The organism is Bacteroidota bacterium (assembly GCA_016713765.1).
GTDB classification, from domain to species: domain Bacteria; phylum Bacteroidota; class Bacteroidia; order AKYH767-A; family 2013-40CM-41-45; genus Pollutiaquabacter; species Pollutiaquabacter aromativorans.
Window position 1 is genome coordinate 1,023,809 of the sequence record JADJON010000001.1, and the last position, 21,508, is coordinate 1,045,316.

Annotated in this window: 19 protein-coding genes; 7 read left to right on the plus strand and 12 right to left on the minus strand. The window is 51.9% G+C overall.

Annotated features, from left to right (window positions below; all coding sequences use genetic code 11):
• The first annotated feature begins 178 nt into the window (after positions 1-178).
• From IPJ96_03930 to IPJ96_03940, 3 genes are read left to right on the plus strand one after another with little or no spacing between them, the layout of a single operon-like run.
• On the plus strand, positions 179-3,976 hold the full coding sequence (locus IPJ96_03930; protein MBK7909498.1) for an SBBP repeat-containing protein: 3,798 nt from the start codon (positions 179-181) through the stop codon (positions 3,974-3,976).
• 24 nt (positions 3,977-4,000) lie between these two features.
• Complete coding sequence (locus tag IPJ96_03935; GenBank protein MBK7909499.1) at positions 4,001-4,156, plus strand: T9SS type A sorting domain-containing protein; 156 nt, start codon at positions 4,001-4,003, stop codon at positions 4,154-4,156.
• Positions 4,153-5,481, plus strand: a complete 1,329-nt coding sequence (locus IPJ96_03940) for a hypothetical protein (GenBank protein ID MBK7909500.1) — start codon at positions 4,153-4,155, stop codon at positions 5,479-5,481. The genes IPJ96_03935 and IPJ96_03940 overlap by 4 nt, the downstream gene beginning before the upstream one ends.
• A 220-nt stretch (positions 5,482-5,701) precedes the next feature.
• Here IPJ96_03940 and IPJ96_03945 read toward each other — a convergent pair whose 3' ends face one another.
• Both IPJ96_03945 and IPJ96_03950 read right to left on the minus strand, forming a co-directional pair.
• Positions 5,702-7,135 carry an L-serine ammonia-lyase gene (locus IPJ96_03945; GenBank protein ID MBK7909501.1) on the minus strand — a complete coding sequence of 478 codons (1,434 nt, stop codon included), beginning with the start codon at positions 7,133-7,135 and terminating at the stop codon, positions 5,702-5,704.
• Between the two features lie 73 nt (positions 7,136-7,208).
• Entirely contained in the window at positions 7,209-8,762 is a 1,554-nt protein-coding gene (locus tag IPJ96_03950; protein MBK7909502.1) for a choice-of-anchor L domain-containing protein, read from the minus strand.
• A 136-nt stretch (positions 8,763-8,898) separates the two neighbouring features.
• On the opposite strand from IPJ96_03950, the gene IPJ96_03955 reads away from it, so the two are divergent.
• The 4 genes from IPJ96_03955 (at position 8,899) to IPJ96_03970 (ending at position 13,450) form a co-directional block, all read left to right on the plus strand.
• Positions 8,899-9,384 (plus strand): RNA polymerase sigma factor, encoded by a 486-nt coding sequence (locus IPJ96_03955; protein MBK7909503.1) that lies wholly within the window; start codon positions 8,899-8,901, stop codon positions 9,382-9,384.
• A gap of 197 nt (positions 9,385-9,581) precedes the next feature.
• Positions 9,582-10,697 (plus strand): hypothetical protein, encoded by a 1,116-nt coding sequence (locus tag IPJ96_03960; protein MBK7909504.1) that lies wholly within the window; start codon positions 9,582-9,584, stop codon positions 10,695-10,697.
• A 454-nt stretch (positions 10,698-11,151) separates the two neighbouring features.
• On the plus strand, positions 11,152-12,543 hold the full coding sequence (locus IPJ96_03965; GenBank protein ID MBK7909505.1) for a DUF2807 domain-containing protein: 1,392 nt from the start codon (positions 11,152-11,154) through the stop codon (positions 12,541-12,543).
• A 208-nt stretch (positions 12,544-12,751) separates the two neighbouring features.
• Entirely contained in the window at positions 12,752-13,450 is a 699-nt protein-coding gene (locus tag IPJ96_03970; GenBank protein MBK7909506.1) for a DUF2807 domain-containing protein, read from the plus strand.
• A 196-nt stretch (positions 13,451-13,646) separates the two neighbouring features.
• Here IPJ96_03970 and IPJ96_03975 read toward each other — a convergent pair whose 3' ends face one another.
• The 10 genes from IPJ96_03975 to nuoE form a co-directional block, all read right to left on the minus strand.
• Positions 13,647-14,693 carry an IS481 family transposase gene (locus IPJ96_03975; GenBank protein MBK7909507.1) on the minus strand — a complete coding sequence of 349 codons (1,047 nt, stop codon included), beginning with the start codon at positions 14,691-14,693 and terminating at the stop codon, positions 13,647-13,649.
• Between the two features lie 551 nt (positions 14,694-15,244).
• Positions 15,245-15,574 carry an NADH-quinone oxidoreductase subunit NuoK gene (gene nuoK, locus IPJ96_03980; protein MBK7909508.1) on the minus strand — a complete coding sequence of 110 codons (330 nt, stop codon included), beginning with the start codon at positions 15,572-15,574 and terminating at the stop codon, positions 15,245-15,247.
• A gap of 10 nt (positions 15,575-15,584) precedes the next feature.
• On the minus strand, positions 15,585-16,082 hold the full coding sequence (locus IPJ96_03985; protein MBK7909509.1) for an NADH-quinone oxidoreductase subunit J: 498 nt from the start codon (positions 16,080-16,082) through the stop codon (positions 15,585-15,587).
• Positions 16,083-16,098: 16 nt separating this feature from the next.
• Positions 16,099-16,674, minus strand: coding sequence for an NADH-quinone oxidoreductase subunit I (locus IPJ96_03990; GenBank protein ID MBK7909510.1), 576 nt, complete (start codon positions 16,672-16,674; stop codon positions 16,099-16,101).
• Between the two features lie 3 nt (positions 16,675-16,677).
• Positions 16,678-16,875 (minus strand): hypothetical protein, encoded by a 198-nt coding sequence (locus tag IPJ96_03995; protein ID MBK7909511.1) that lies wholly within the window; start codon positions 16,873-16,875, stop codon positions 16,678-16,680.
• A complete protein-coding gene (locus IPJ96_04000; GenBank protein ID MBK7909512.1) occupies positions 16,872-17,453 on the minus strand; it encodes an AAA family ATPase in 582 nt (193 codons plus the stop codon). The genes IPJ96_03995 and IPJ96_04000 overlap by 4 nt, the downstream gene beginning before the upstream one ends.
• Positions 17,454-17,465: 12 nt before the next feature.
• Positions 17,466-18,500 (minus strand): NADH-quinone oxidoreductase subunit NuoH, encoded by a 1,035-nt coding sequence (gene nuoH / locus IPJ96_04005; protein MBK7909513.1) that lies wholly within the window; start codon positions 18,498-18,500, stop codon positions 17,466-17,468.
• Positions 18,501-18,531: 31 nt separating this feature from the next.
• On the minus strand, positions 18,532-19,533 hold the full coding sequence (locus IPJ96_04010; GenBank protein MBK7909514.1) for a (2Fe-2S)-binding protein: 1,002 nt from the start codon (positions 19,531-19,533) through the stop codon (positions 18,532-18,534).
• A 70-nt stretch (positions 19,534-19,603) separates the two neighbouring features.
• A complete protein-coding gene (gene nuoF / locus IPJ96_04015; protein ID MBK7909515.1) occupies positions 19,604-20,947 on the minus strand; it encodes an NADH-quinone oxidoreductase subunit NuoF in 1,344 nt (447 codons plus the stop codon).
• Between the two features lie 3 nt (positions 20,948-20,950).
• On the minus strand, positions 20,951-21,487 hold the full coding sequence (gene nuoE / locus IPJ96_04020) for an NADH-quinone oxidoreductase subunit NuoE (protein ID MBK7909516.1): 537 nt from the start codon (positions 21,485-21,487) through the stop codon (positions 20,951-20,953).
• Positions 21,488-21,508: the final 21 nt, after the last annotated feature.

Genomic DNA, 21,508 nt, shown 5'->3' on the forward strand with positions numbered 1-21,508 from the left:
GGGGCTAGGCAACTCGTGTTGTAGCATTGTGATCCGGGATAATAACCAGTGAAGACTGTTCATAATAAGTATTTTCATGTTTCTGAAAAATTCGTTACGTTTATACTCAGATAGCATTGTTTGGCCCTTTTAATTAATCTGCTGTCACATTGATACTAAAATTTTAATATACATTAACATGAAAAACAAAAGCCAAGAATCTCCAGTTTGTGTTTCAGGAATTTTCTTATGTCTCCTGCTTTTAGTTCACACTCTTACTTATGCCCAGCAGCTTCCAGCCATTGTCCGTGATTGGGCGGCCTATGCGGGAGAAACTGATTCCATATTTAAAACCCCGGTGATTCTCGATGAGGACAGTAACTTGTATGTTGGGACATTTCGGGTTGATCCGATAACAGGTGCTGACGTATTGATTGTAAAGTACGGCACGGATGGAGGTGTAAAGTGGGAAGCTAGTTGGAGCAGCGTCGGAAATGGACGTGATCAGGTGAGCGACTTGGCCTACTTTAATGGCTTTCTTTATGTTTCCGGCATTACGCAAACATTGGGGAATAACAGCTTTGACATGTTGTTCATGCGGGTGTCTGACGATGGGATCATCGATTGGGTGAATTCGTGGGATGGTCCTGCGGGTACGTTTGATGTCGCAACAGCTATACTGGCCGATAATGGTGGAGTTTTCGCAACAGGAGCCTCTTCGGATTCTACGACAGTCTTGAATTACCACACTTTTTCTTTTTCTGCTTCGGATGGTGCCATTGTATGGCAGCAGACATATGACTATGCCGGACTCAACGATGTTCCCTTTGATCTTGGCAGGGAAGGCAGTACGCTGGTGGTGACGGGGGGAAGTCAATCTTCGCTCACTAATTGGGATTATGCAACGGTGTTCTATAATGATGCGGGAATCCAGTTGGGGGTGAACCGGGTGACCGGTACCTCTTCGGGATTTGACCATGCGCAAGCCGTAAAAACTGATGCATTAGGCAATGTTTATATTACCGGAGGCAGTTACGAAAATGGTGTCGGGCAGGAGATTAAAACTGTAAAAATTGCACCCAGCGGGGCAGTTTTGTGGGTAAAAACTTATGGTGGGATCTATGATGATGTTGGAAATGATCTGACGGTCGACGCAAACGGCAATGTATATGTGTGCGGACAGGCGAATGATGCTACGACCGGCTTTGATTTCGTGCTGATAAAATACTCATCTGGAGGGGTTCAGCAATGGAAAAAAGTAATTGATTTGGAGCAGAAGGATGACGCAGCTGTCTCGTTATGCCTGGATGCCTGGGGGCACATTGTAGTGACAGGGTATGCTGTGCGTGATTTGCAATTTGATATGCTAACAATTGGATTTTCTGATATTGGAGACGAATTGTGGCGTGAGTTCTATGATGGAAATTCGCATGAGTTGGATAAAGCCGCTTCCATTGCTGCAGATGCTTTCGGAAGCGTCTTTGTGAGTGGCCAGGCAACAATAAACGGAAATTTACAGACCGTAACGCTTAAGTACCGATCGGATTTTTATACCAAAATGCCGCAGGCGGATTCGCCTTCTGTTGCGGGACTTTATTATCCAAACCATGGGCAAATAACAGACACTAGTTGGCAACCGAATGAATCTGTAGATTATTATACTGCAAACGGTTGTCCGAAACTATATTTCGGTAAGGGAAAAATGCACATGGTATGGAGTGCTTTTGATCCTACTGGAGTATTACCAGACACGTTGCATAGGATAGATGTCACCTTCTTTGGTAGTGGCAATTACTCTAAGGCAATGCCTATAGATGAATTGAAGGAGGCGGGGTATCTCAATTACTTTTTAGGCCATTGCCCTAACGGTATTACTAATGTCTACGGTATTGGTAGTTTGCTTTTTAAAAAAGTGTGGTCTGGAATAGATGTATTGTTTAGCAGCAACAATGCAGGTGTAAAGATCCTCTTTGTTTGTGAGCCGGGAAGTGATCCTAGTAATATTGGATTGGCGTTTTCGGGACAGACAAGTTTAATGATAAATGGAGGGTGGGATTTAGAGGTAGCTTGCCCAATTGGCGCATATTCTTTTGATCGGCCTCATGTTTATCAGCTGGATAGTTTGAATGCAATTTTTAATTTACCGTGGCAATTGAATTGGAGCCTCCCAACTGCAGATGTTGGGTCATTTAGTAATTGGGGGGCATATGACCTTGATAAATCTTTGATTATCGAATTGTCAAAAAGTACCACATGGCCAAGTAGTCAAATTGGGTCGTTATATTGGAGTTCATATTTTGGCGACTTTTCTGGGGAGTCGGCTGGCGTAATCTGTAAGGGCGCGGGTGAACATTTTTACACAACCTCTCATCTAAATGGAAGCTCAAACACAATCATTACATCAGGAGCTTATCAGATGATTTTTCGTGGGGGGACGGACTTGGTTGTAACTTCATGGAGCGGCCAACCAATTGCTGGGCCTTATGGTAATCGTTATTTTACTACATTTTACGGCGGATCCGGCCTTGAAATATCTCGAGGCGTTAGTGTAAACCAAGTAAATGGAAACATTTATGTAACAGGATCTACTGATAGTCCAGGTAATGGCTTATTACCATTGCCAACTGTAAGTGCCGGGAGCAATTTCTTCTATAGCACCTTGCAATCAACCAATTTATGTATTCAGAAATTTGACGCTTTTATTGCCAGATTCTCAGAAGATGGCTCGAATTTGCTATATGCATCATATATTGGGGGAGCAAATTGTGACGGAGGATTAGGGATTGAGGTTGATAATAATAGTGAGAATGTATTTCTTTCCGGGTATACTTATTCCGATCAAATCACTCCGCCATTTTTCCCAATTGTACCTTCAGTATATTCAGGCGCCTACAATCAATCTGCCTTTGCGGGTTCGTTGGGTAAGTCCGACGGATACATTATGGAGTTTGACAAGAATAATAATTGTGTCTGGTCAAGCTATTACGGTGGTGATGGCGATGATCAAATAAATGGGGTTAAAATCTCTAATTCGGGTGATATAATCATTGCAGGAACTACTCGATCGACGTTGCCACACAATCCCGGAACGGTTGGTTTGCCATGCATGGCAAATAGTCAAGGAGAGTTCCCAGATTGTAATCCTGGAGGTGGTGCTTACTTTGATAATTCATTTAATAGCGGATCGTCAAGTGATTACGATTGCATTATTGGAGAGTTTAACAATCAGAATAATCTTGTTTGGTCAACATATTTTGGAGGAGCAAGTAATGATTGGTCTTCAGCTTGGCAACCGTTGTCTCTTTCAAAAGTGACTAGTGGAAAGTTTGCCTTAGTTGGCTACACAAATAGCACACAAATAGCTCCCCCAAGCTTCCCAATTATTAATAATGGAAGTAATTATTTCCAAGATTATGGTGGTACAGGTGATGGATTTATTTCAGTATTTAAGAATAGGGCACCAGAATTTTCATCATATATCGGAGGGGGTGGGGGCGACGTAGCCATTGGCGTAGCATTCGATGAATTCGATTTCTTGTATATCACAGGGAATACAACTTCTACCAACCCAGCTGGATCATGTGGCAACCCAAATTTGGGGGAGTTTCCGTATTGTTCTACACCCACTTCTTATAATTTACTCCATCAGGGAATGACTGATGCTTATGTATTCGAGATGGATCCTTTTTACAACCTTTCGTGGTCTACATATTTTGGAGGTAGCGATAATGATCAGGGATTTGGATGTGAGGTGGTTGGAAGAAAGTTGGTTCTTTATGGTGATTCAAGGTCTAGTTTGCCCATGTCAATTCCTCAGCAGATGGTTTCAGGATACTATTGGCAAAGTGGACAATTGCTGGGTAATATGGATACATACCTTACAATGTTTAAGTTAAGCCCATTTGTTGGAATTACTGAAGTCGATACTCCTAGAGGTTCATTGCTTGCTTTCCCTGTTCCTTTTAATGAGAATCTACTGGTAGAAATATTTGCATAAAATAAAACGGAGCAAGATTGGAGATTGAGTGTAAGCAATACGTTAGGTAAGGAAATTTGGACTACTGTCTCAAATTCAAGCTCAGTGGAGATTAGCACAACTGCATGGGTAGCGGGCGTCTATGTATTAAGCGTAGCAGGCCGAAATGGAGAATTATTTAAACTGAAAGTGGTGAAATGAAGAGCAGGATATTCCTTGTTTGGATGCTTTTTGGTCTGCTAAACCATCTTTCTACCGCGCAATGGCAAAGGTTGATTTTCCAATATAATGGGGATTGTAGAGTCTTACATTATGACTCCCTGAGTACATCCCTGATTGTCGGTGGGTGGTTCAGTCAGATGAATGGTATAAGTGCTAATAAAATCATCAATTGGGACTTTTCGTCTTGGGCTCCGATGGATAGTGGTGCGCCGTATGGGACTCCGATTTATAATTTGTTTCAATACCAGGGTGCAATTTTTTCCAGCGCAATTATGCGCAAGTATCCGGATGGCAAAGACCGCTGGTTATATGCATGGAATGGAGCGAATTGGGATACTACATTGGGTTCATTCAATGGGGCTGTGAATGCCGCAAGCTTAAGTAATGGTGTGCTGGGCCTATCCGGAGGGTTTGATTCAATTTCGAATCAGCATTGTTCGCGTGTCGCCCTATGGGACGGCTCCCAGTGGGAATGTTTGGATCTACCTACGGATTGGGGCTTGGTCACGGCACTTGCGTATTATCAGAATCATTGGTACGCTGGGGGAAATTTCTATGATACCTTGACCGGTATCCACGATTTAGAGCGTTGGAACGGTAGCGCGTTCGAATCGTTCGGATCTGCTTTGTTGTCGCCTGGTATTGATTATGTGGCATCAATGGCCGTATTTCAGAACGAACTTTTTATCAGCGGCGTTTTTCATGCTGGTAACGGGTTGCCGGATGATTTCATCATGCGGTGGGATGGTCAGACGCTACGGGATGTTGGAGGCGGTTTGAATGCTCAGGCTTTTCAACTAAAAGTATACAAGAATCATTTGTACGCGCTGGGTGCGTTTTCCAATGCGGGTGGCATACCTGTAAACCAGTTCGCAAAATGGAATGGGACCCAGTGGTCAGAAGTAATCCCGGGTATGACGACAGATTTGGGCATTTCGGATTTCTGCTTCGCTGGCGGGGATCTATTTATTGGCGGGGCCTTCAATGTGATCAACGGGGACACCCTGCCGATAGTTGCTCGTTATGTTGGCTACGATTTGCTTCTGAAAAACGAGCAGCTAAATGACCTTAAGCCGGGTTGTGAGGTGGAATATGTAAACGGAAATGCAGTCGTTCAATGTTCGCAACTGCTCGAAGGGTTCATCATCGTTTGGGATGCGCAGGGTAAGAGAATCATGCGCCGGGAAATAAGACAGGGTCAATGTGTTCTGCCAATGCAGGCGTGTGTTCCGGGCCTATACCTGCTGCAATTGGAAGCACAGGATGGAAGGAGCGCAACGTTGAAGTTCATAAAGCCCGGTTGAAATGTCGCTCCGTAAGCCGCCTGAATGAAGAATGGTAATAATTCAGGTACAGTGACGCGAGCCTGTGAAATCAAAACCCCCAACATGTACCTCCCGACTCGTCCCTCGTCCCCCGTCCCCCGTCCCTCGCCCCTCGTCCCTCGTCCCTCCCCTCGTCCCTCGCCCCTCGTCCCTCGTCCCTCGTCCCTCGTCCCTCGCCCCTCGCATCTCGCTCCTCCCTTCAGCACTCACTCAACCCCAACGGAACCGCCACCGCCAATCCGCCTTCTGCGGTTTCTTTGAACTTGTGGTTCATGTCGAGCGCGGTATGCCACATGGTCTTGACCACGTCGTCGAGGCTGACTTTCGCCTTGCTCGGATCGCTGTGCAGCGCGAGCTGCGCGGCTGTGATGGCTTTCACCGCGCCCATGGTGTTGCGTTCGATGCAGGGGATCTGCACCAGGCCTTTGATCGGGTCGCAGGTGAGTCCGAGGTGGTGTTCCATCGCGATCTCGGCGGCCATCATCACTTGCTGCGGATTGCCGCCCAGCCGTTCGGTCAGGGCGCCGGCCGCCATCGCGGATGATACGCCGATCTCTGCCTGGCAACCGCCCATCGCGGCCGATATCGTCGCGCCTTTCTTAAAGATGCTGCCGATCTCCGATGCGGTGAGCAGGAACCGTACGATGCGGTCGTCTTCTGCTCCGTCGCAGAACAATACGTAATAAAGCAGCACCGCCGGGATCACACCGGCTGCGCCGTTGGTAGGAGCCGTGACCACGCGTCCGAACGAGGCGTTCTCTTCGTTCACCGCCAACGCAAAACAGCTCACCCAGTCGAGTGTGTACTGAAAGCCGCTGCCGCCCTCGCGGATGGCCTGCAGCCAGGCGGCGCTCGTTCCCGGGTTTGCGCCTTTCAGCAACTTGGCGTTCAGCGCGGCGGCGCGGCGGGTCACTTTCAGTCCGCCCGGCAACTCTCCGGTCGAATGACATCCCCGGTGTACACAGGTGAGCATCGTCTGCCAGATGTTGAGTACGCCTTCCCGGATCGTTTTTTCGTCCTGCCAGCAGCGTTCATTCTCCAGCACGATCTCCGATACCGGCAGCCCGGTGGTTTCACAGAACGCCAGTACTTCCTTCGCGCTGTTGACCGGATACCGGAAGGCGGCTTTGCCGCTGTTGCCATGCTCGGTCTCGCCTTCGGTCACCACGAAGCCACCGCCAACCGAGTAATACGTAGCCGACACTTCACGGCCATCGGCCATCGTAGCCTCGGCGACCAGCGCGTTGGGGTGGAAGGGAAGCGACTCGCTCATGCGGAAGACGAGATCGGTTTCGGGAACGAAACGGATCAGGTGCTTGCCGCCGAGGTGGAGTTCCTGCTTTTCACGGATACGATCGATCGTCGGTTGTACGGCATTCACGTCGAAGGTCACCGGATCGGCGCCCAGCAAGCCGAGCTGCAGGGCGATGTCGGTTCCGTGACCTTTACCGGTCTTTGCCAGTGAACCGTAGAGCTGGATCCGAACCCTGCTCACGGACTGCCAACCACCAGCGCGTTCGAGGTACTCGAGAAATCGCTGAGCGGCACGCCAGGGACCGAGCGTATGCGAACTGCTCGGACCAATGCCCACCTTGAACATATCGAAAACGGAAATCTGCTCCTGTTCGGTCATAGCTGGATCGGATGCTCAAAAGTAAGCACCGGGAATGCAATGGATGGTAAGGGGTTTACTGTTTAACCAACAATCAGCGCAGGATCCTTCGGCTTGCACTGTGCTCGCCGTCGAAGTAGGAGACCAGGTAAACAGCCTGCTCGCCCGGTATCGACAACCGCAGCTCGCGGCTACCCGCTTCCCAGGTGGTGACCGATACGGTGCGTCCCATCAGGTCGCGTACTGTTACTTGCGCGCTGCCGGTCTGTTCGCGGAGCAGGGTGTACGAGCCGTCGGGGCCGGTCCGGATACCCAACGCGATCTGCTGAGGAGCGCCGCCGAGTCCAAGCACGAAATCGCAAACCGAATCGCTGATGGCGGTGCAGCCCAGGAGGTCGGTCACTTCGCAGCGGAAGCAGCCGGGGAACGGCAGCGCAAGGCTGCTGCCGGTAGCTCCACTCACGGGAACACCGCCGCTGTACCACTGGTAGGAAAGGAAGGAACCGCTCACGCTGGCATAAGCCGTATCGTTCACGATGCTTACGACCGGCGTGTCGGGGCCCGCGGTGATTTGTACGAAGACGTTGTTGCTTTGTGCCGAACAAGTGCCGGTGGAAGTACTCACGTTGTACTGCCCGTCGCTGCACACGGTGATCGACTGGGTCGTTTCTCCGTTGCTCCACAAGTAATTGGGCAGGGTAGGGGCGGTGAGTACGGCGCAATCACCCGGACAAACACGCACGGTAGAAGGAGCGTTTTGTCCGTTGAACTGGATGCGGAAATCGGCGGTGGACTTGAAACTGCCGGCTTCCAGGAAAATGCCCGAATCATAGATGCCGTCGCCTACGTCGGCGATGACCATCTTCAGGTGGTAGGTGAGACAGGGCGAGACTTTCCGGCCGGCCGTGAGGATGGTCGTATAACCATCGTACTGCAGAAAGGTGCCGTTTAGGTTGTCAATGTAGTATTGACAATTCACACACGGGCCGGTTGAGAGTGTTCCGACGGGCGTGAAACCGTTGTTGACGCTGTCAATCGTCACCGGCGTGGTGGTGCCGGGGATCAGGGCTACGTTCTCCGCTCCGTTGATACCCGGACCGCTGACGAAGAACGCGAAGATGTCGCTCACCCCGAGGTTGACGAATTCGTTGTACTCTTCGGAACCGAATCGGTAGTTGAAAGCGAAGGTGTCGGATGCCGGAACGAAATCGAATTCCAAAATGGTCGCGTCGAAGGTGAACGTGTTGTACACCGTGTCGAGTTGGGGGTCGCCCGGCTGCAGATTGTCGACCTGCGCGCTGTCGAGGTTGTTCGGTCCCGGGATGCGAAGCGGACTACCACTCGTGAGTACGATGCCGTTGCTCATGCCCAGGTTTCCGGTAGTGTCGGTGAACGAGCCCGTGGCCGTGAGCACGCCGGTGAACGAAACATTGCTGATCGTCACGCCCGGACCCACCAGGGTCTGTACCAGTTGCTGCGGGTTCAGCACGCCGCTGTTGACGATGAGCTGAGCGCGTAAGCTGTGATGCGTTAAAAACAAGAGGAACAGGATCAGGTAGCAGTTCTTTTTCATAGCTTCGGTGTAATGCCGGTCGGCAGCGATGTTGAATTTATCGAATTCCCGTGCATTTCCCGGGGCCCTCGTCACGGCATCGGGCATATTCCTGAAATTATTGATAAGTATATGATAATCAATAATATAAATTGAATCCCTGGCCTGTAACAAATGACCCGGGAGCCCGTCCCATAATTAGATCACTGATTTCCGACCCCCACCGGGAACCATGACCACAAAAGAATACAACGATTGTGTCGAGCGGCACGCAGACGGTCTGTACCGTTTCATCCTGAAGAACATGCGGGATGAAGACGAGGCACGTGACGTGGTGCAGGATACCTTCGAAAAAATGTGGCGCAACGTGGATAACATTGACGGAAACAAGGCCAAGAGTTACCTGTTCACCACGGGTTATCATACCATGATCGACCGCATCCGGAAAAAGTCGCGCACCAGCGAACTCACCGAAGCGCACGAAGAAAGTCTGCAGCATTCCCAACAGTATTCCGATCTCAAACAGATCCTCCACCAGGCGGTCAACAAACTCCCGGAGATCCAAAAAGCCGTGCTGACGCTGCGCGACTTCGAAGGTTACAGCTACGCCGAAATCGGCCAGATCACCGGCCTCAACGAATCACAAGTCAAAGTCTACATCTACCGCGCCCGATTGTTCCTCAAGCAGTACATCGGGTCGTTGGAGGTGGTTGTTTGAGGAGTGAACAGTGAACAGTGAATAGTGAACAGTGAATAGTGAACAGTAAATAGTAAATAGTCCTTTTTCAACTCGAAACCCGAAACTCGAAACTCGAAACTCGAAACCCGGAACCCGCTTGCCTGCCGTAGCTTTAGCGTAGGCAGGAAGCCCTAAACCTCCAACCCTCGTCCCTCGCCCCTCGCCCCTCGTCCCTCATGTTAACCCGATCCAACTACGAATCCTTCTTCCTCGACTACCACGAGGGGAACCTCAGCGATGCGCTGAAGGCGGAGGTGTTGGCTTTTCTGGATCAGAATCCGGACCTGCGGGAAGAGTTTGAGCAGTTTGCTGCTATTACGTTGGAGCCGGAGCCGGTCGTTTTTTCGGAGAAATCTTTGTTGCTGAAAAAACCATCGGTCGACCAGCACGATACCGAGCAGTTGATCGCGCTGCACGAAGGTGATTTGTCCCTTCTTGAAGCGCAGCAACTTCAAAAGCGTTTCGAGCAGGAGCCGGCCCTTCGCAAGGAGTCCGGGTTGATCGCCCGCCTTCGCATCGAGCCCGATCATTCGGTGGTGTTCCCTGACCACAATAGCCTAAAGAAGGGAGGACGCGTCATTGCCTTCCGGACCCGGGTATATCAGTCGCTTTCCATCGCTGCTGCCATTGTGATCTTACTCCTGGCGTATGTCTACTTCCGTTCCGAAGAACAACCGATGACGGCCGATCGTCACGTCGTTCCTGCAGATTCTTCCGATACTTCCAATCCGGAAAAGCGGATCATGCCGCTGGAAAAGCAAGTACCACCTTCGACGCAGTACGCCGGTTTGCCGGTGGACACTTCCAAAGAATCGGCACCTGTTCGTCAGCTCAAAGAGAAGCAGAAGTCGGTGGCAGCGGATCCGGGCTCGTCTTACGCGCAAAAAGCGCCGGCTCCGCGTCCGATCTTCGAACAACCGAAGCAGCAGATCCGGGAGCAGTCGCCGGAACAAAAGCAGAGCATTCAGCCTGAGCAATCGCCACTACCGGAGCCGGTGTTCGCGCAGCAACCAACTCCCGCCAAATCCGAACCCTTACGTCCGGCCGGTGTCGTCAACGGCAGTGAATCCCTGGCCGATATTTTCTCCGAGCAGGAACTCGCCGAGCTCGGTCTGCGTGAACAGACTACCAAAGACGGACAACTCTGGAAGATCGTCGAAAAAGGCGCCCGGAAGTTGGGAGAAGCGACCGGCTCCGACGTAGCCGTCGACCATCAGTCGGATCCCGTCACCCAATCCAACACCTACGCACTCGCTATCGGCAAGTTCTCCATCCGTCGTTCCGGCCGGTAAGTAGGTCCGAGCAACGGGACTGAGGTGAAAATGTTCCGAGTTCCCTGCCTACGCTAAAGCTTCGGCAGGCAGGCGTGTTCCGTGTTTTGAGTTTCGTGCTAGCCTGCCGAAGCTTTAGCGCAGGCAGGCAGGCAGGCAGGCGGGTTTCGTGTTTTCAGTGATTGTGACAACGAATCTTCCGTCGCAACCCTTTTTATCGATTGACCAAGCCGTGACCAGGCTTCATAAAGATCCCTAATCTCCAATAACCAATTACTAATTACAAATTACTAATTACTAATTCCCAGTTTCCACCCCCTCGTCCCTCGTCCCACGTCCCTCGTCCCTCGTCCCACCTCCCTCGTCCCACGTCCCTCCCTCCCGGTCTCGCACTTTTTTTTCTCATCCTGTAACAACCGCCCCACTCAACCGTCCTATTCATAAACAAGCGAAAAACAAACTAAATCCTACACATATGAAACGCTTCATGCTCTCTTTCGCACTGGCTATCCTCGGGATGACGGGTGCCAGCGCACAGACCACGGAAACCCGGGAGTTGCCTCCCTTCACCGGAATCGATATCCGCTCCGTGGCCAAGGTCTTCATCCGTCAGGATGCAACCCAGGAAGTCAAGATCGTCAGCGGTGACCGTAGCGAAGCTACTGAGACCCGCGTCGATGGTGGTACCCTGAACATCGACGGCGCCGGTTCGACGATCTACATCGCACTGCCCTCCCTCGAGCGTATTGAGGTTTCCGGTCGCGCCAGCATCATGGGTCAATCGACTTTTACGGGAAAGGCCCTCCTGATCGATATCGGCGGCGACGGTAAGATCACACTCGACGTGCAATACGAATCGCTGAGCGCGAACATTTCCGGACTGGGTTCCATCATACTCAGCGGCGCTGTAACCAACGCCAACCTCAAGATCTCCGGCTCCGGTAAAGTGGAAGCGCTCGATCTGAAAGCCACCAACTGCAATGCCAGCATTTCCGGCCTGGGTAAGTGCAGCATCGATGTTACCGATAACCTGAACACGAACATCAGCGGCAGCGGTACGGTCGCCTACAAGAACGCTCCCAAGAACATTTCGCAGAACGTCACCGGCCTGGGGCGGGTAGTCACCAACGAGTCGCTCAACATCAAACGCGATACGACACACCTGACCTTTGGGGATTCGGAAGTGCTCATCATCTCCGCAAAGGACAGCCTCAAGGCGCGCAAGAAGCATGACGTGAAGCCGATCTGGGCGGGCCTTGATTTGGGCATGAATACTTACATGACCCGCGACAACTCCTTCAGTCTGCCTGCCGGCTGGAACGGTTTCGAGCTGCGCGAAGAGAAGTCCATCTCGGTCGGACTCAACCTGCTGCAGAAGGACGTGCAACTCGGCAAGAGTAACTTCTGGTTCCTCACCGGACTGGGCGTTACCTGGAATAACTACCGCTTCTCCAACAACGTTTCCCTGAGCAACAAAGACGGACGCGTTTCTGCCGTCGTTGACACTACCAGTGAGATCAAATACCAGAAGTCGAAACTCACAGCCAGTTACCTGACCGTGCCCGTACTGTTCGAGTACTTCACCAGCAAGGACAAGAAGAAGGCGTTTCACTTCACTGCCGGCGCCATGCTTGGGCTCCGTATCGGTTCCCATACCAAACAGAAGTATGAGCTCGACGGCAAGACCGAAAAACCCAAGACCTACGACAACTTCTACCTGAACCCGTTCCGCTACGGCGCCCGCTTCGCGATGGGCTATGGTAACTTCAACCTCTTCGCGGATTACTACTTCTCTTCGCTCTTCAAAGACAACAAAGGTCCTGAGCTCTATCCGGTGAATGTCGGAATCACGATCGCGGGATGGTGATTCGAAGTTGGTGATTGGTAACTGGTAACTGGTAATTAGTTCTTGGATAGTAGAAACGCCTCAGGTCATTTCATCAACGACCAACGACCAATCACCAACCACCAACCACCAATCACCAATCACCAATTACTAATTACCAGTTACTAGTTTCTAATTACGACCTACCCACCCACCCACCCCTCACTCCAACCCCATAACTCCTCACCCCATGAAACCCATCCTCGCCCTCCTGGCATTCTTCATCAGCCTGAATGCCTCCGCCTGTAACCTGGAAGGTTCGGGCCATCCGAAATCCGAACAACGAAACTTGCCCGCCTTCAACGGTATCGACCTGCGCTGCGGCGCTAACGTGATCGTTGCGCAGGGTGACAAACAGGATGTCCGCATCGAAGCCGATGACAACCTGCTGTCCAAGATCACCACAGAAGTGAAGAACGACGAGCTGGTGATTGATTTCACCCGAGATTTTCGTTCCAAGAGTGGCGTGAACATCTACATCACAATGCCCGCGCTCTGCCTGGTTGAACTAACAGGCTCCGGCAACATCACCGCTACCGGCACTTTCAGTTGTGATTTCCTGAACCTGCGCCTGTCGGGCTCGGGTGATATCAAAGGCCGGTTCGAAGCGAAGTCGCTCAAGGCCGCCCTGGCCGGCTCCGGCACGATGTCACTTTCCGGAAGCGTCGCGGAATCCGATATCCGCATCAGCGGCTCGGGCAACATCAATGCCCGCGAGTTGAAAATGTTCACCAGCGCGATCTCCATCACCGGCAGTGGCAATACTGAGGTCGATGTCGCCAACAACTTAAAGGTGGACATCACCGGCTCCGGAAACGTTTACTATGTATCCGAGCCCGCACACCTGCAAACCAGGATTACCGGTTCGGGAAATGTCGGGAAGGTGTAGGCTAGAGTGAGCAGTGAATAGTGAATAGTGAACAGTGAATGGTGCTGGTCGAACCTTTTTTCATGGACCGGGATCGTTTGGGAGAGGTTACTGGTTGTTAATTTGTAATAGTTAGAACTTCACCTGACAGACAGGGTTGGTTAAAAGTTATTTCCGGTCTGACGGATTTTTAAGGATCCGTCGCCCGGAATAACTTTTAACCGGTTGCTAATTTATCGAGCATTTTACTTTGCGCCAAGGGTATGCTGTCCAGGAATGTCTCCATTGGTGTTTTACCAAAGCAGTATTTTCCGGTGTGTGTCCTTTCACAGTTGTACTCTTCTATCCACTGATCCAGATCCTTCTGTAATTCCTCCAGCGATCCAAAGACCTTTTTTCGGAAGGCAACCGCATAAAACTCGTTCTGGATTGTCCGATGGAAGCGTTCGCAGATGCCGTTGGTTTGAGGATGCCGGGCCTTGGTACGGCTATGATCGATATCCTCCAGTGTCAGATAAAGACTGTACTCATGACTCTCCCGCTTGCCGTTGTACTCTGTACCCCGGTCTGTGAGTACCCGAAGCAGCGGCAAGCCATGCTCCTCAAAGAATGGTAGCACCTTGTCGTTGAGCATATCGGCTGCCGTCAAGGCGTTCTTACGGTCATACAATTTGGCAAAGGCTACTTTGCTGTAGGTGTCGATGAAGGTTTGCTGGTAAATCCGGCCTACACCCTTGATATTGCCCACATAATACGTGTCCTGGGCTCCAAGGTAACCGGGGTGTTCGGTTTCAATCTCGCCAATGGCTTCCTGCTGTTCCCGTTTCTTTTCCATGGCAACCAGTTGCGCTTCGGTGAGAATCAGTCCGTCTTGAGCCACTTTCGCCTCCAAAGCGCTCAGACGCTTGGCAAAGGTCTCCAGATCATGCCGCATCCAGATATACCGTACCCCGGCCGGTGAAACAGAAATCCCCTTCTTACGCAACTCGTTCGATGCACGAAGCTGACCGTAGGCCGGATAGTCTGTGGCCATCTGTACGATGGCGTTCTCCCAGGCTATATCCATCCGATTGGCCAGTATCGGCTTCTTCCGACTGATCTCTTGCAGAGCCGTCTCCCCACCGGTATCGTACAACTCTTTGATCCGATAGAAACTATCCCGTGAATAGCCCATCACTTTGCACGCCTGGGATACATTACCCAATTGTTCGGCTAACTTCAACAAGCCTAACTTGGTTTTGATTAACTTAGCTTCTGTATTCATTGTTTGACAGTTTAGGGGTTATTGTTATGTTTCGTATCCTAAAGATAACCCTTATCTGTCAGATTAAATACTAACTAGTACAGTTAATTACAAGTTTCCAGTTACAAGTATTTTCAGTTAGCCAGCCGGATCTTGGATGTTCTATGCTATTCACATTTCATAATCTATCGTTCCCTTCGATCCCTTTCCATTCGGTACCAGAAGGTGTTCAATCGAACCCTCCATCAATGAATCCTGCCAGTTCATTGCCGGAAGGCATTTGATCGAAACCTCAATCAAAGATTCCATCCCGTACCTTTCCAGAAGGCGTTCGATCGAACGCCTTCTGGAAAGGTACGGGATGGAAGGGGTAAGCCTAATATTGAAAGAAGGTCTTCTTCGAAACCCCAAAAACACAAAAGGCTGCCTCAGGCAGCCTTTTTGTTTTTTTGTAATTCCAACGTATACTATTCGCTCCTGCCGAAGCTTTAGCTTCGGCAGCTAAAATTCGCTATTCGCTATTCGCTATTCACTATTCACTATTCACTGTTTACTGTTTACTGTTCACTATTTCACCACTTCAGCTTATTCAACGCATCAATATCCACCGTCCCGATATTCCGATAAATCATCGTCAGGATCGCCAGGCCGACTGCCACTTCTGCGGCGGCGACGGCCATGATGAAGAAGACGAAGACCTGACCGGCCGGATCAAGATGGTAGCTGGAGAATGCCGCCAGCAACAGGTTCACGGCATTGAGCATCAGTTCCACGCACATGAGAATGACGATCGCGTTACGGCGAAAGAGTACGCCGATTACGCCGATGCTGAATAGCAGACTACTCAACAGGATGTAATGGTTCAAGGGGACCAGGCGGAGGATTTCGGTGACGTTTTCCATGACTTCCTGCTTATTTGATTTCTTTTTTACCCAACATGACGGCTCCGACCATGGCGGCGAGGAACAGGATGGAGCTGATCTCGAACGGCAGCATGAAGTCTTTGTACAACGACTGGCCGAGGTTGTGGATCAATCCGACCTGCGGACCACCCGTGCCGGTGGGGGCTGGAACTGCAGCGTTGCGCAGCGCGCCGACCAGTACGATCATCAGTAAGCCCCCGGCGACCGTAGCCGCGATTTTCTGGATCGCCGATTTGTGCGGCTCCACTTCGGCGTTCAGGTTGAGCATCATGATCACATACAGGAAGAGTACCATGATGGCGCCGGCATAGACGATCACGTGCACCGCGGCCAGAAACTGGGCGTTGAGCAGGATGTAATGTCCGGCGATGGCGAAAAAGGTGATGATCAGGTACAACACGCTGTGTACCGGGTTGCGGGAGACCACCACCATCAGCGCACTGAGGATGGAGAGGAAGGAGAGGAAGTAAAAGAGCGAGAGCGTCATCGCTTAGGGCTTGGGGTCAGGAAAGGCGGTTGTGCTGAAGGGATTTGTCTTGCTTGAAAGCGGCGACCGAAGGTGTTTGACGGGGAGAAACATCCACGCGCTGATTGACGCCTTCGACTAGCTTCTCTTTCCCATAGATGAACTCACCTCGTTTGAATTCGGTCGGCACGATGCGGTCGGTGAGAAAGATGGCTTCCTTCGGACAGGCTTCTTCGCAGAGCCCGCAGAAGATGCAGCGCAGCATGTTGATCTCATACACCTTCGCGTACTTCTCTTCACGGTAAAGTTTCTCTTCGCCCTTTTGACGTTCGGCCGCTACCATGGTGATGGCTTCTGCTGGACAAGCGACCGCGCACAGGCCGCAGGCCGTGCAACGTTCGGCCCCGTTCTCGTCGCGCTTCAGCACGTGCTGTCCGCGGTAAACCGGGGCGAACTCGCGCTGCTGGTCGGGATATTGTATGGTCGCCTTTTTTTTGAAGAGGTGCCGGAAGGTGATCTTCAACCCGCCGAGGATGGCCGGCAGGTAGATCTTTTCCGAAAAGGTCATTTCCTTTTTGGCGACGACTTTGCTTCGGTTGGTCAGTGATTGCATCGCTTATCCTTTAAAAGGACTTTTATGGGTAATGGTGCCGTCCGGCAAGCGGTAATAAATTTTGCCAAGGAGGGAGAATACTATTGGAATTCTCCGGCGACGGTTCTCTTCAAGAGCATTTCTGACGCCTGCATTCGCGATAGCTACTAATTCAGCCATCCGATGAAAGAATTCTGGATTGTTGATAGACTTTGCTTTCATTTTTTAGAAAGTGTGTTTTTAAGGAAGAGGACGTGTAATGCCTCGTCGTTAACAAGCATTGATCTTCCGGATCCCTCCGCAATTCGTTTGATCTGGTCTCCAGAGTTATTTAGCAGCAGCCATTGGGCAGCCTTATTTTTATATTGATTCCAGAAGTTGGAACAGCTTCTGAAATAACGTCGGGTGACGTCGGAATCTGGTACTGCATGCCCGCCCTTTTTTACGCGTTCTTTAATCCTGGCTATGCACAATTGAGGAGAGTCCAGATAAACGAAGATAATGGTAATGTTATAGTTCTTTTGTTCGAGCCGTTTGATCAGGCGTCCCATGAATTTGCCTGAAAGGGTTGACTCTATGATGAGGTTTTTATTCTTATCGAGGAGTAGATCAAGTCGTTTGAAGTATTCCTTGCCGGCAGCAATGGAGTTACTGTTTTTATTTTCAATTTGAAGCTCTTTGTTTATTTCGTCAGCATTCAGGAAGCGGTATCCCTTCTCTCGGATAAAAGCTCGTGCAAAGGTGGTTTTTCCGCTGCCATTGGGTCCTGCAATAATGACCAGTTCTTTCTTCGGACTCACGGATTGGTCGAATTAAGAGACTTTCCCGGTCAGCCACATGACCAGTCCGGTAATGAAGATGTTGGCAATCGCCAACGGGATGAGGTTCTTCCAACCCAGGTTCATCAACTGGTCGTAGCGGAAGCGGGGGATGGTCCACCGGATCCACATGAAGAAGAAGATGAAGAAGAAGATCTTGGCGAAGAGGAAGACCGTTCCCAGGATGCTCAGGATGTTCGGGTCGGTAACAAATCGCCCGATGAACGGCATGTTATAACCACCGAAGTAAAGGGTCGAGATCACCGCGGAGGAGATGAACATGTTGATGTATTCGGCGAAGAGGTAGAAGCCGAGTTTCATCGAGCTGTATTCGGTGTGATAGCCGCCCACCAGTTCGCTTTCGCATTCAGGCAGGTCGAAGGGCGTACGGTTGCATTCCGCGAAGGCGCAAACGATGAAGATCAGGAAGCCCAGCGGTTGGTAGATGACATTCCAGTGAGCGCCGGCCTGTTGCTCGGCGATCTCGCGAACGCTCAGGGTGCCGGTCATCATGACGAGGGCGATGATCGCAAGCCCCATCGCGATCTCGTAGGAGATCATCTGGGACGAGGCGCGCAAGGCGCCCATCAGGGAGTATTTGTTGTTCGATGCCCAGCCGCCGATCATGATGCCATAAACACCGATGGAAACCACTCCGAACATGTAAAGAATCCCGATGTTGACATCCGTGACCTGCATGGCGTAGAATTCGCCGCCGATCGTCAAACCCTTACCCCAGGGAAGAACGGCGCTGGTCATCAAAGCGGTCGTCATCGCGACGCCCGGGCCGAGAATGAACAGCCATCGGTTCGATACGGTTGGAATGATCTCTTCCTTCATGAACAGCTTCACGCCGTCGGCCAGCGGTTGCAGGATGCCGAACGGACCAGCCCGGTTGGGACCGATACGGTCCTGCATGAAGGCCGCTACTTTTCGTTCGGCATAGGTGGAATACATCGCGATCACCAGCGAAATCGAGAAGACCGCTACGATCAGGATGATGGTGAAGATCAATTGGGACGTCAGCATAGGACGATAGGGTCGGAGGTGATAATGGAGCTTAGTTGAGCCGGTGGCTGTCGGGGACTACGTCCACCGCATTCAGCAACGGTTTGTGCTGCGGCTCTTTCAGCGTATAATGATTTTGAGAGATCACCGAATGGCGGTCGAGTTTCGTCGGTCCTTCGATCGTCCAGTCGGATGTCTGCTTGTTCTCGAAACGGCAGTCGTTGCAGATCCAACCGGCTTTTCCGTCAGGGGTATCCATCACTTCGCCGTATCGGTCTTTGCGCACCGTAACACGCGCCACTTCGCTGCCTTTCATCCACAGGGTCACGCGGCCGCAACACTTGCTGCAGTTGCGGTGGGCATCGAACGGATTCACATTCCAGACCCGGCTGACAAAACGGAACGTGCGGTCGGTCAGGGCGCCTACCGGACAAACATCGATCATGTTGCCGGAAAAATCGTTGTGGACAGCATTTTGGATGTAGGTGCTGATCTCGGCAACATCGCCGCGGTTGATGACCCCGTGTACGCGGCCGTCGGTCAGTTGGTCGGCCACTTTCACGCAGCGATAACAAAGGATGCAGCGGGTCATGTGCAGCTTGATCTTGCTGCCGATGTCGATCTTTTCGAACGTGCGTCGGGCGAACTTGTAGCGGGTCTTGGCCAGGCCGTGTTCGTACGCGAGATCCTGCAGGTGACATTCTCCGGCCTGGTCGCAGATCGGACAATCCAGCGGATGGTTGATGAGCAGGAACTCCACTACACCGGCGCGGGCGGCCATCAGGTCGGGTGCCGTGATGTTCTGGACTTCCATGCCGTCCATCACCGTGGTGCGGCAGGAGGCTACCGGCTTCGGCATCGGTCGTGGATCCTTTTCGGAACCTTTCGTGACTTTCACGATGCAGGTCCGGCAATAGCCGCCACTGGTCTTCAGCTTGGAATAATAACACATGGCCGGTGGTACGATTTCGCCGCCGATCATGCGCGCCGCCTGGAGGATCGTGGTACCGTCGGGTACTTCGATCAGGTGGCCGTCGATGGTCACTTTTGCCATTCGTTCTGTTTCATTGCGCCTGCTCGGGTGGGTTACGAACCGGCGATATTCGTCATGACTAACGGAAGCCTCAGGCTTCGGTCAGTTGGTTGATACGGTAATAGTGCCGCACATCCTTGATACGTGTGGGATTTTGTACGTACTCTTCGAACTCTTTCCGGAAGTGTCGGATGGCACTGGCCACGGGCCAGGCGGCCGCGTCGCCAAGCGGGCAGATGGTCTTGCCTTCGATCTTGCTCTGGATATCCCACAGCAACTCGATATCGCTCATGTCACCGTGTCCGTCGAGGATACGGTGCAGGATCTTCTCCATCCAGCCGGTGCCTTCCCGACACGGACTGCACTGGCCACAGGATTCATGGTGGTAGAAGCGGGTGAAGTTCCAGAGGTTCTTGACGATGCTGGTGTCTTCGTCCATCACGATGAAGCCGCCGGAGCCAAGCATGGTGCCGGTGGCGAAACCGCCATCCGCGAGGGATTCGTACGACATCAGGCGAGGTTCGCCGTTGGCCGTTTTCAGGATGAGATCGGCGGGAAGAATCGGAACGGAAGAGCCGCCGGCGACTACCGCCTTCAGCTTTTTACCGTTACGGATACCACCGCAGTATGCTTCGGAGTAAATGAATTCTTCTACCGGTACGCCGAGTTCGATCTCGTAAACGCCCGGTTTGTTGATATGGCCGCTGGCGGAGATCAGTTTGGTACCGGTGCTCTTACCGATACCGATAGCCGCATAGGCATCGCCCCCGTCGTTCACGATCGGTACGACCGCGGCAATGGTTTCTACGTTGTTCACTACGGTCGGACAACCGTACAGACCCGCGATAGCTGGGAACGGAGGCTTGATGCGCGGATTGCCACGCTTGCCTTCGAGTGATTCTAATAATGCTGTTTCTTCGCCGCAGATGTAAGCGCCGGCACCGACCTGTACGTACAGGTCGAGATCGTAGCCGGAGCCGAGGATATTCTTGCCCAGCCAACCGTTGGCGTATGCTTCCCGGATGGCTTGTTCAAGGACACGGGCGACATAGAAATATTCGCCGCGGATGTAGATGTACGAGGTGTGTGCGCCCAGCGCAAAACTGGACGTGATCATGCCTTCCACCAGGAGGTGGGGAATCCGCTCCATCAGGTAGCGGTCTTTGAACGTGCCTGGCTCGGATTCGTCGGCGTTGCAAACGAGATAACGCGGTACGCCCGGAGGCTTCGCGAGAAAACTCCACTTCATACCGGTCGGGAAGCCCGCACCGCCGCGGCCGCGCAAGCCGGATTTTTTCACCTCCTCGACGACCGCCTCCGGCGTCATCGTCTTGATCGCTTTCTCCACCGAAGCGTAACCGCCGTTTTTACGGTACACCTCGTAAGTCTGGATGCCCGGAATCCGGTCGTTTTGCAGGAGCAGTTTCTTTCCCATGGATCAGACGTTACGTGGTTCGGGAGTGTCGGTATAGGATTTACGCTTGTTGTCGGCCCGGAAACGGTCCACGAGTTGATCGACTTTCTGCAAGTTGAGGTTCTCGTAATAGTCGGCGCCGACCTGCATCATCGGAGCGGTGCCGCAGGAGCCGAGGCATTCCACCGATTTGAGGGTGAACATGCCGTCGGCAGTGGTCTGTCCGACTTTGATGTTCAGTTTCTTTTCGAGGTGACGAATCACGTCTTCCGCTCCCAACAACCAGCACGAACTCGTCCGGCAGACTTCAATCACGCACTTGCCAACCGGTTTGAGGTTGAACATGGAATAGAACGAGGCGACTTCGTAAACCTCGATCGGCTGCAGCTTGAGTAAGGAAGCGACGTAGTCCATTACCGGCGCGCTCAGCCAACCGTCAAATTCGGCTTGGGCAATGTGCAATACCGGAATCAGCGCCGACTTCTGCCGGCCCTCCGGATAACGCGCGATCAGCTCCTGTACGAGCTTCAGCGATTCGTCGGAGAATTTTATTTGAGTCATGGGTGAATTCGATCTGACTTG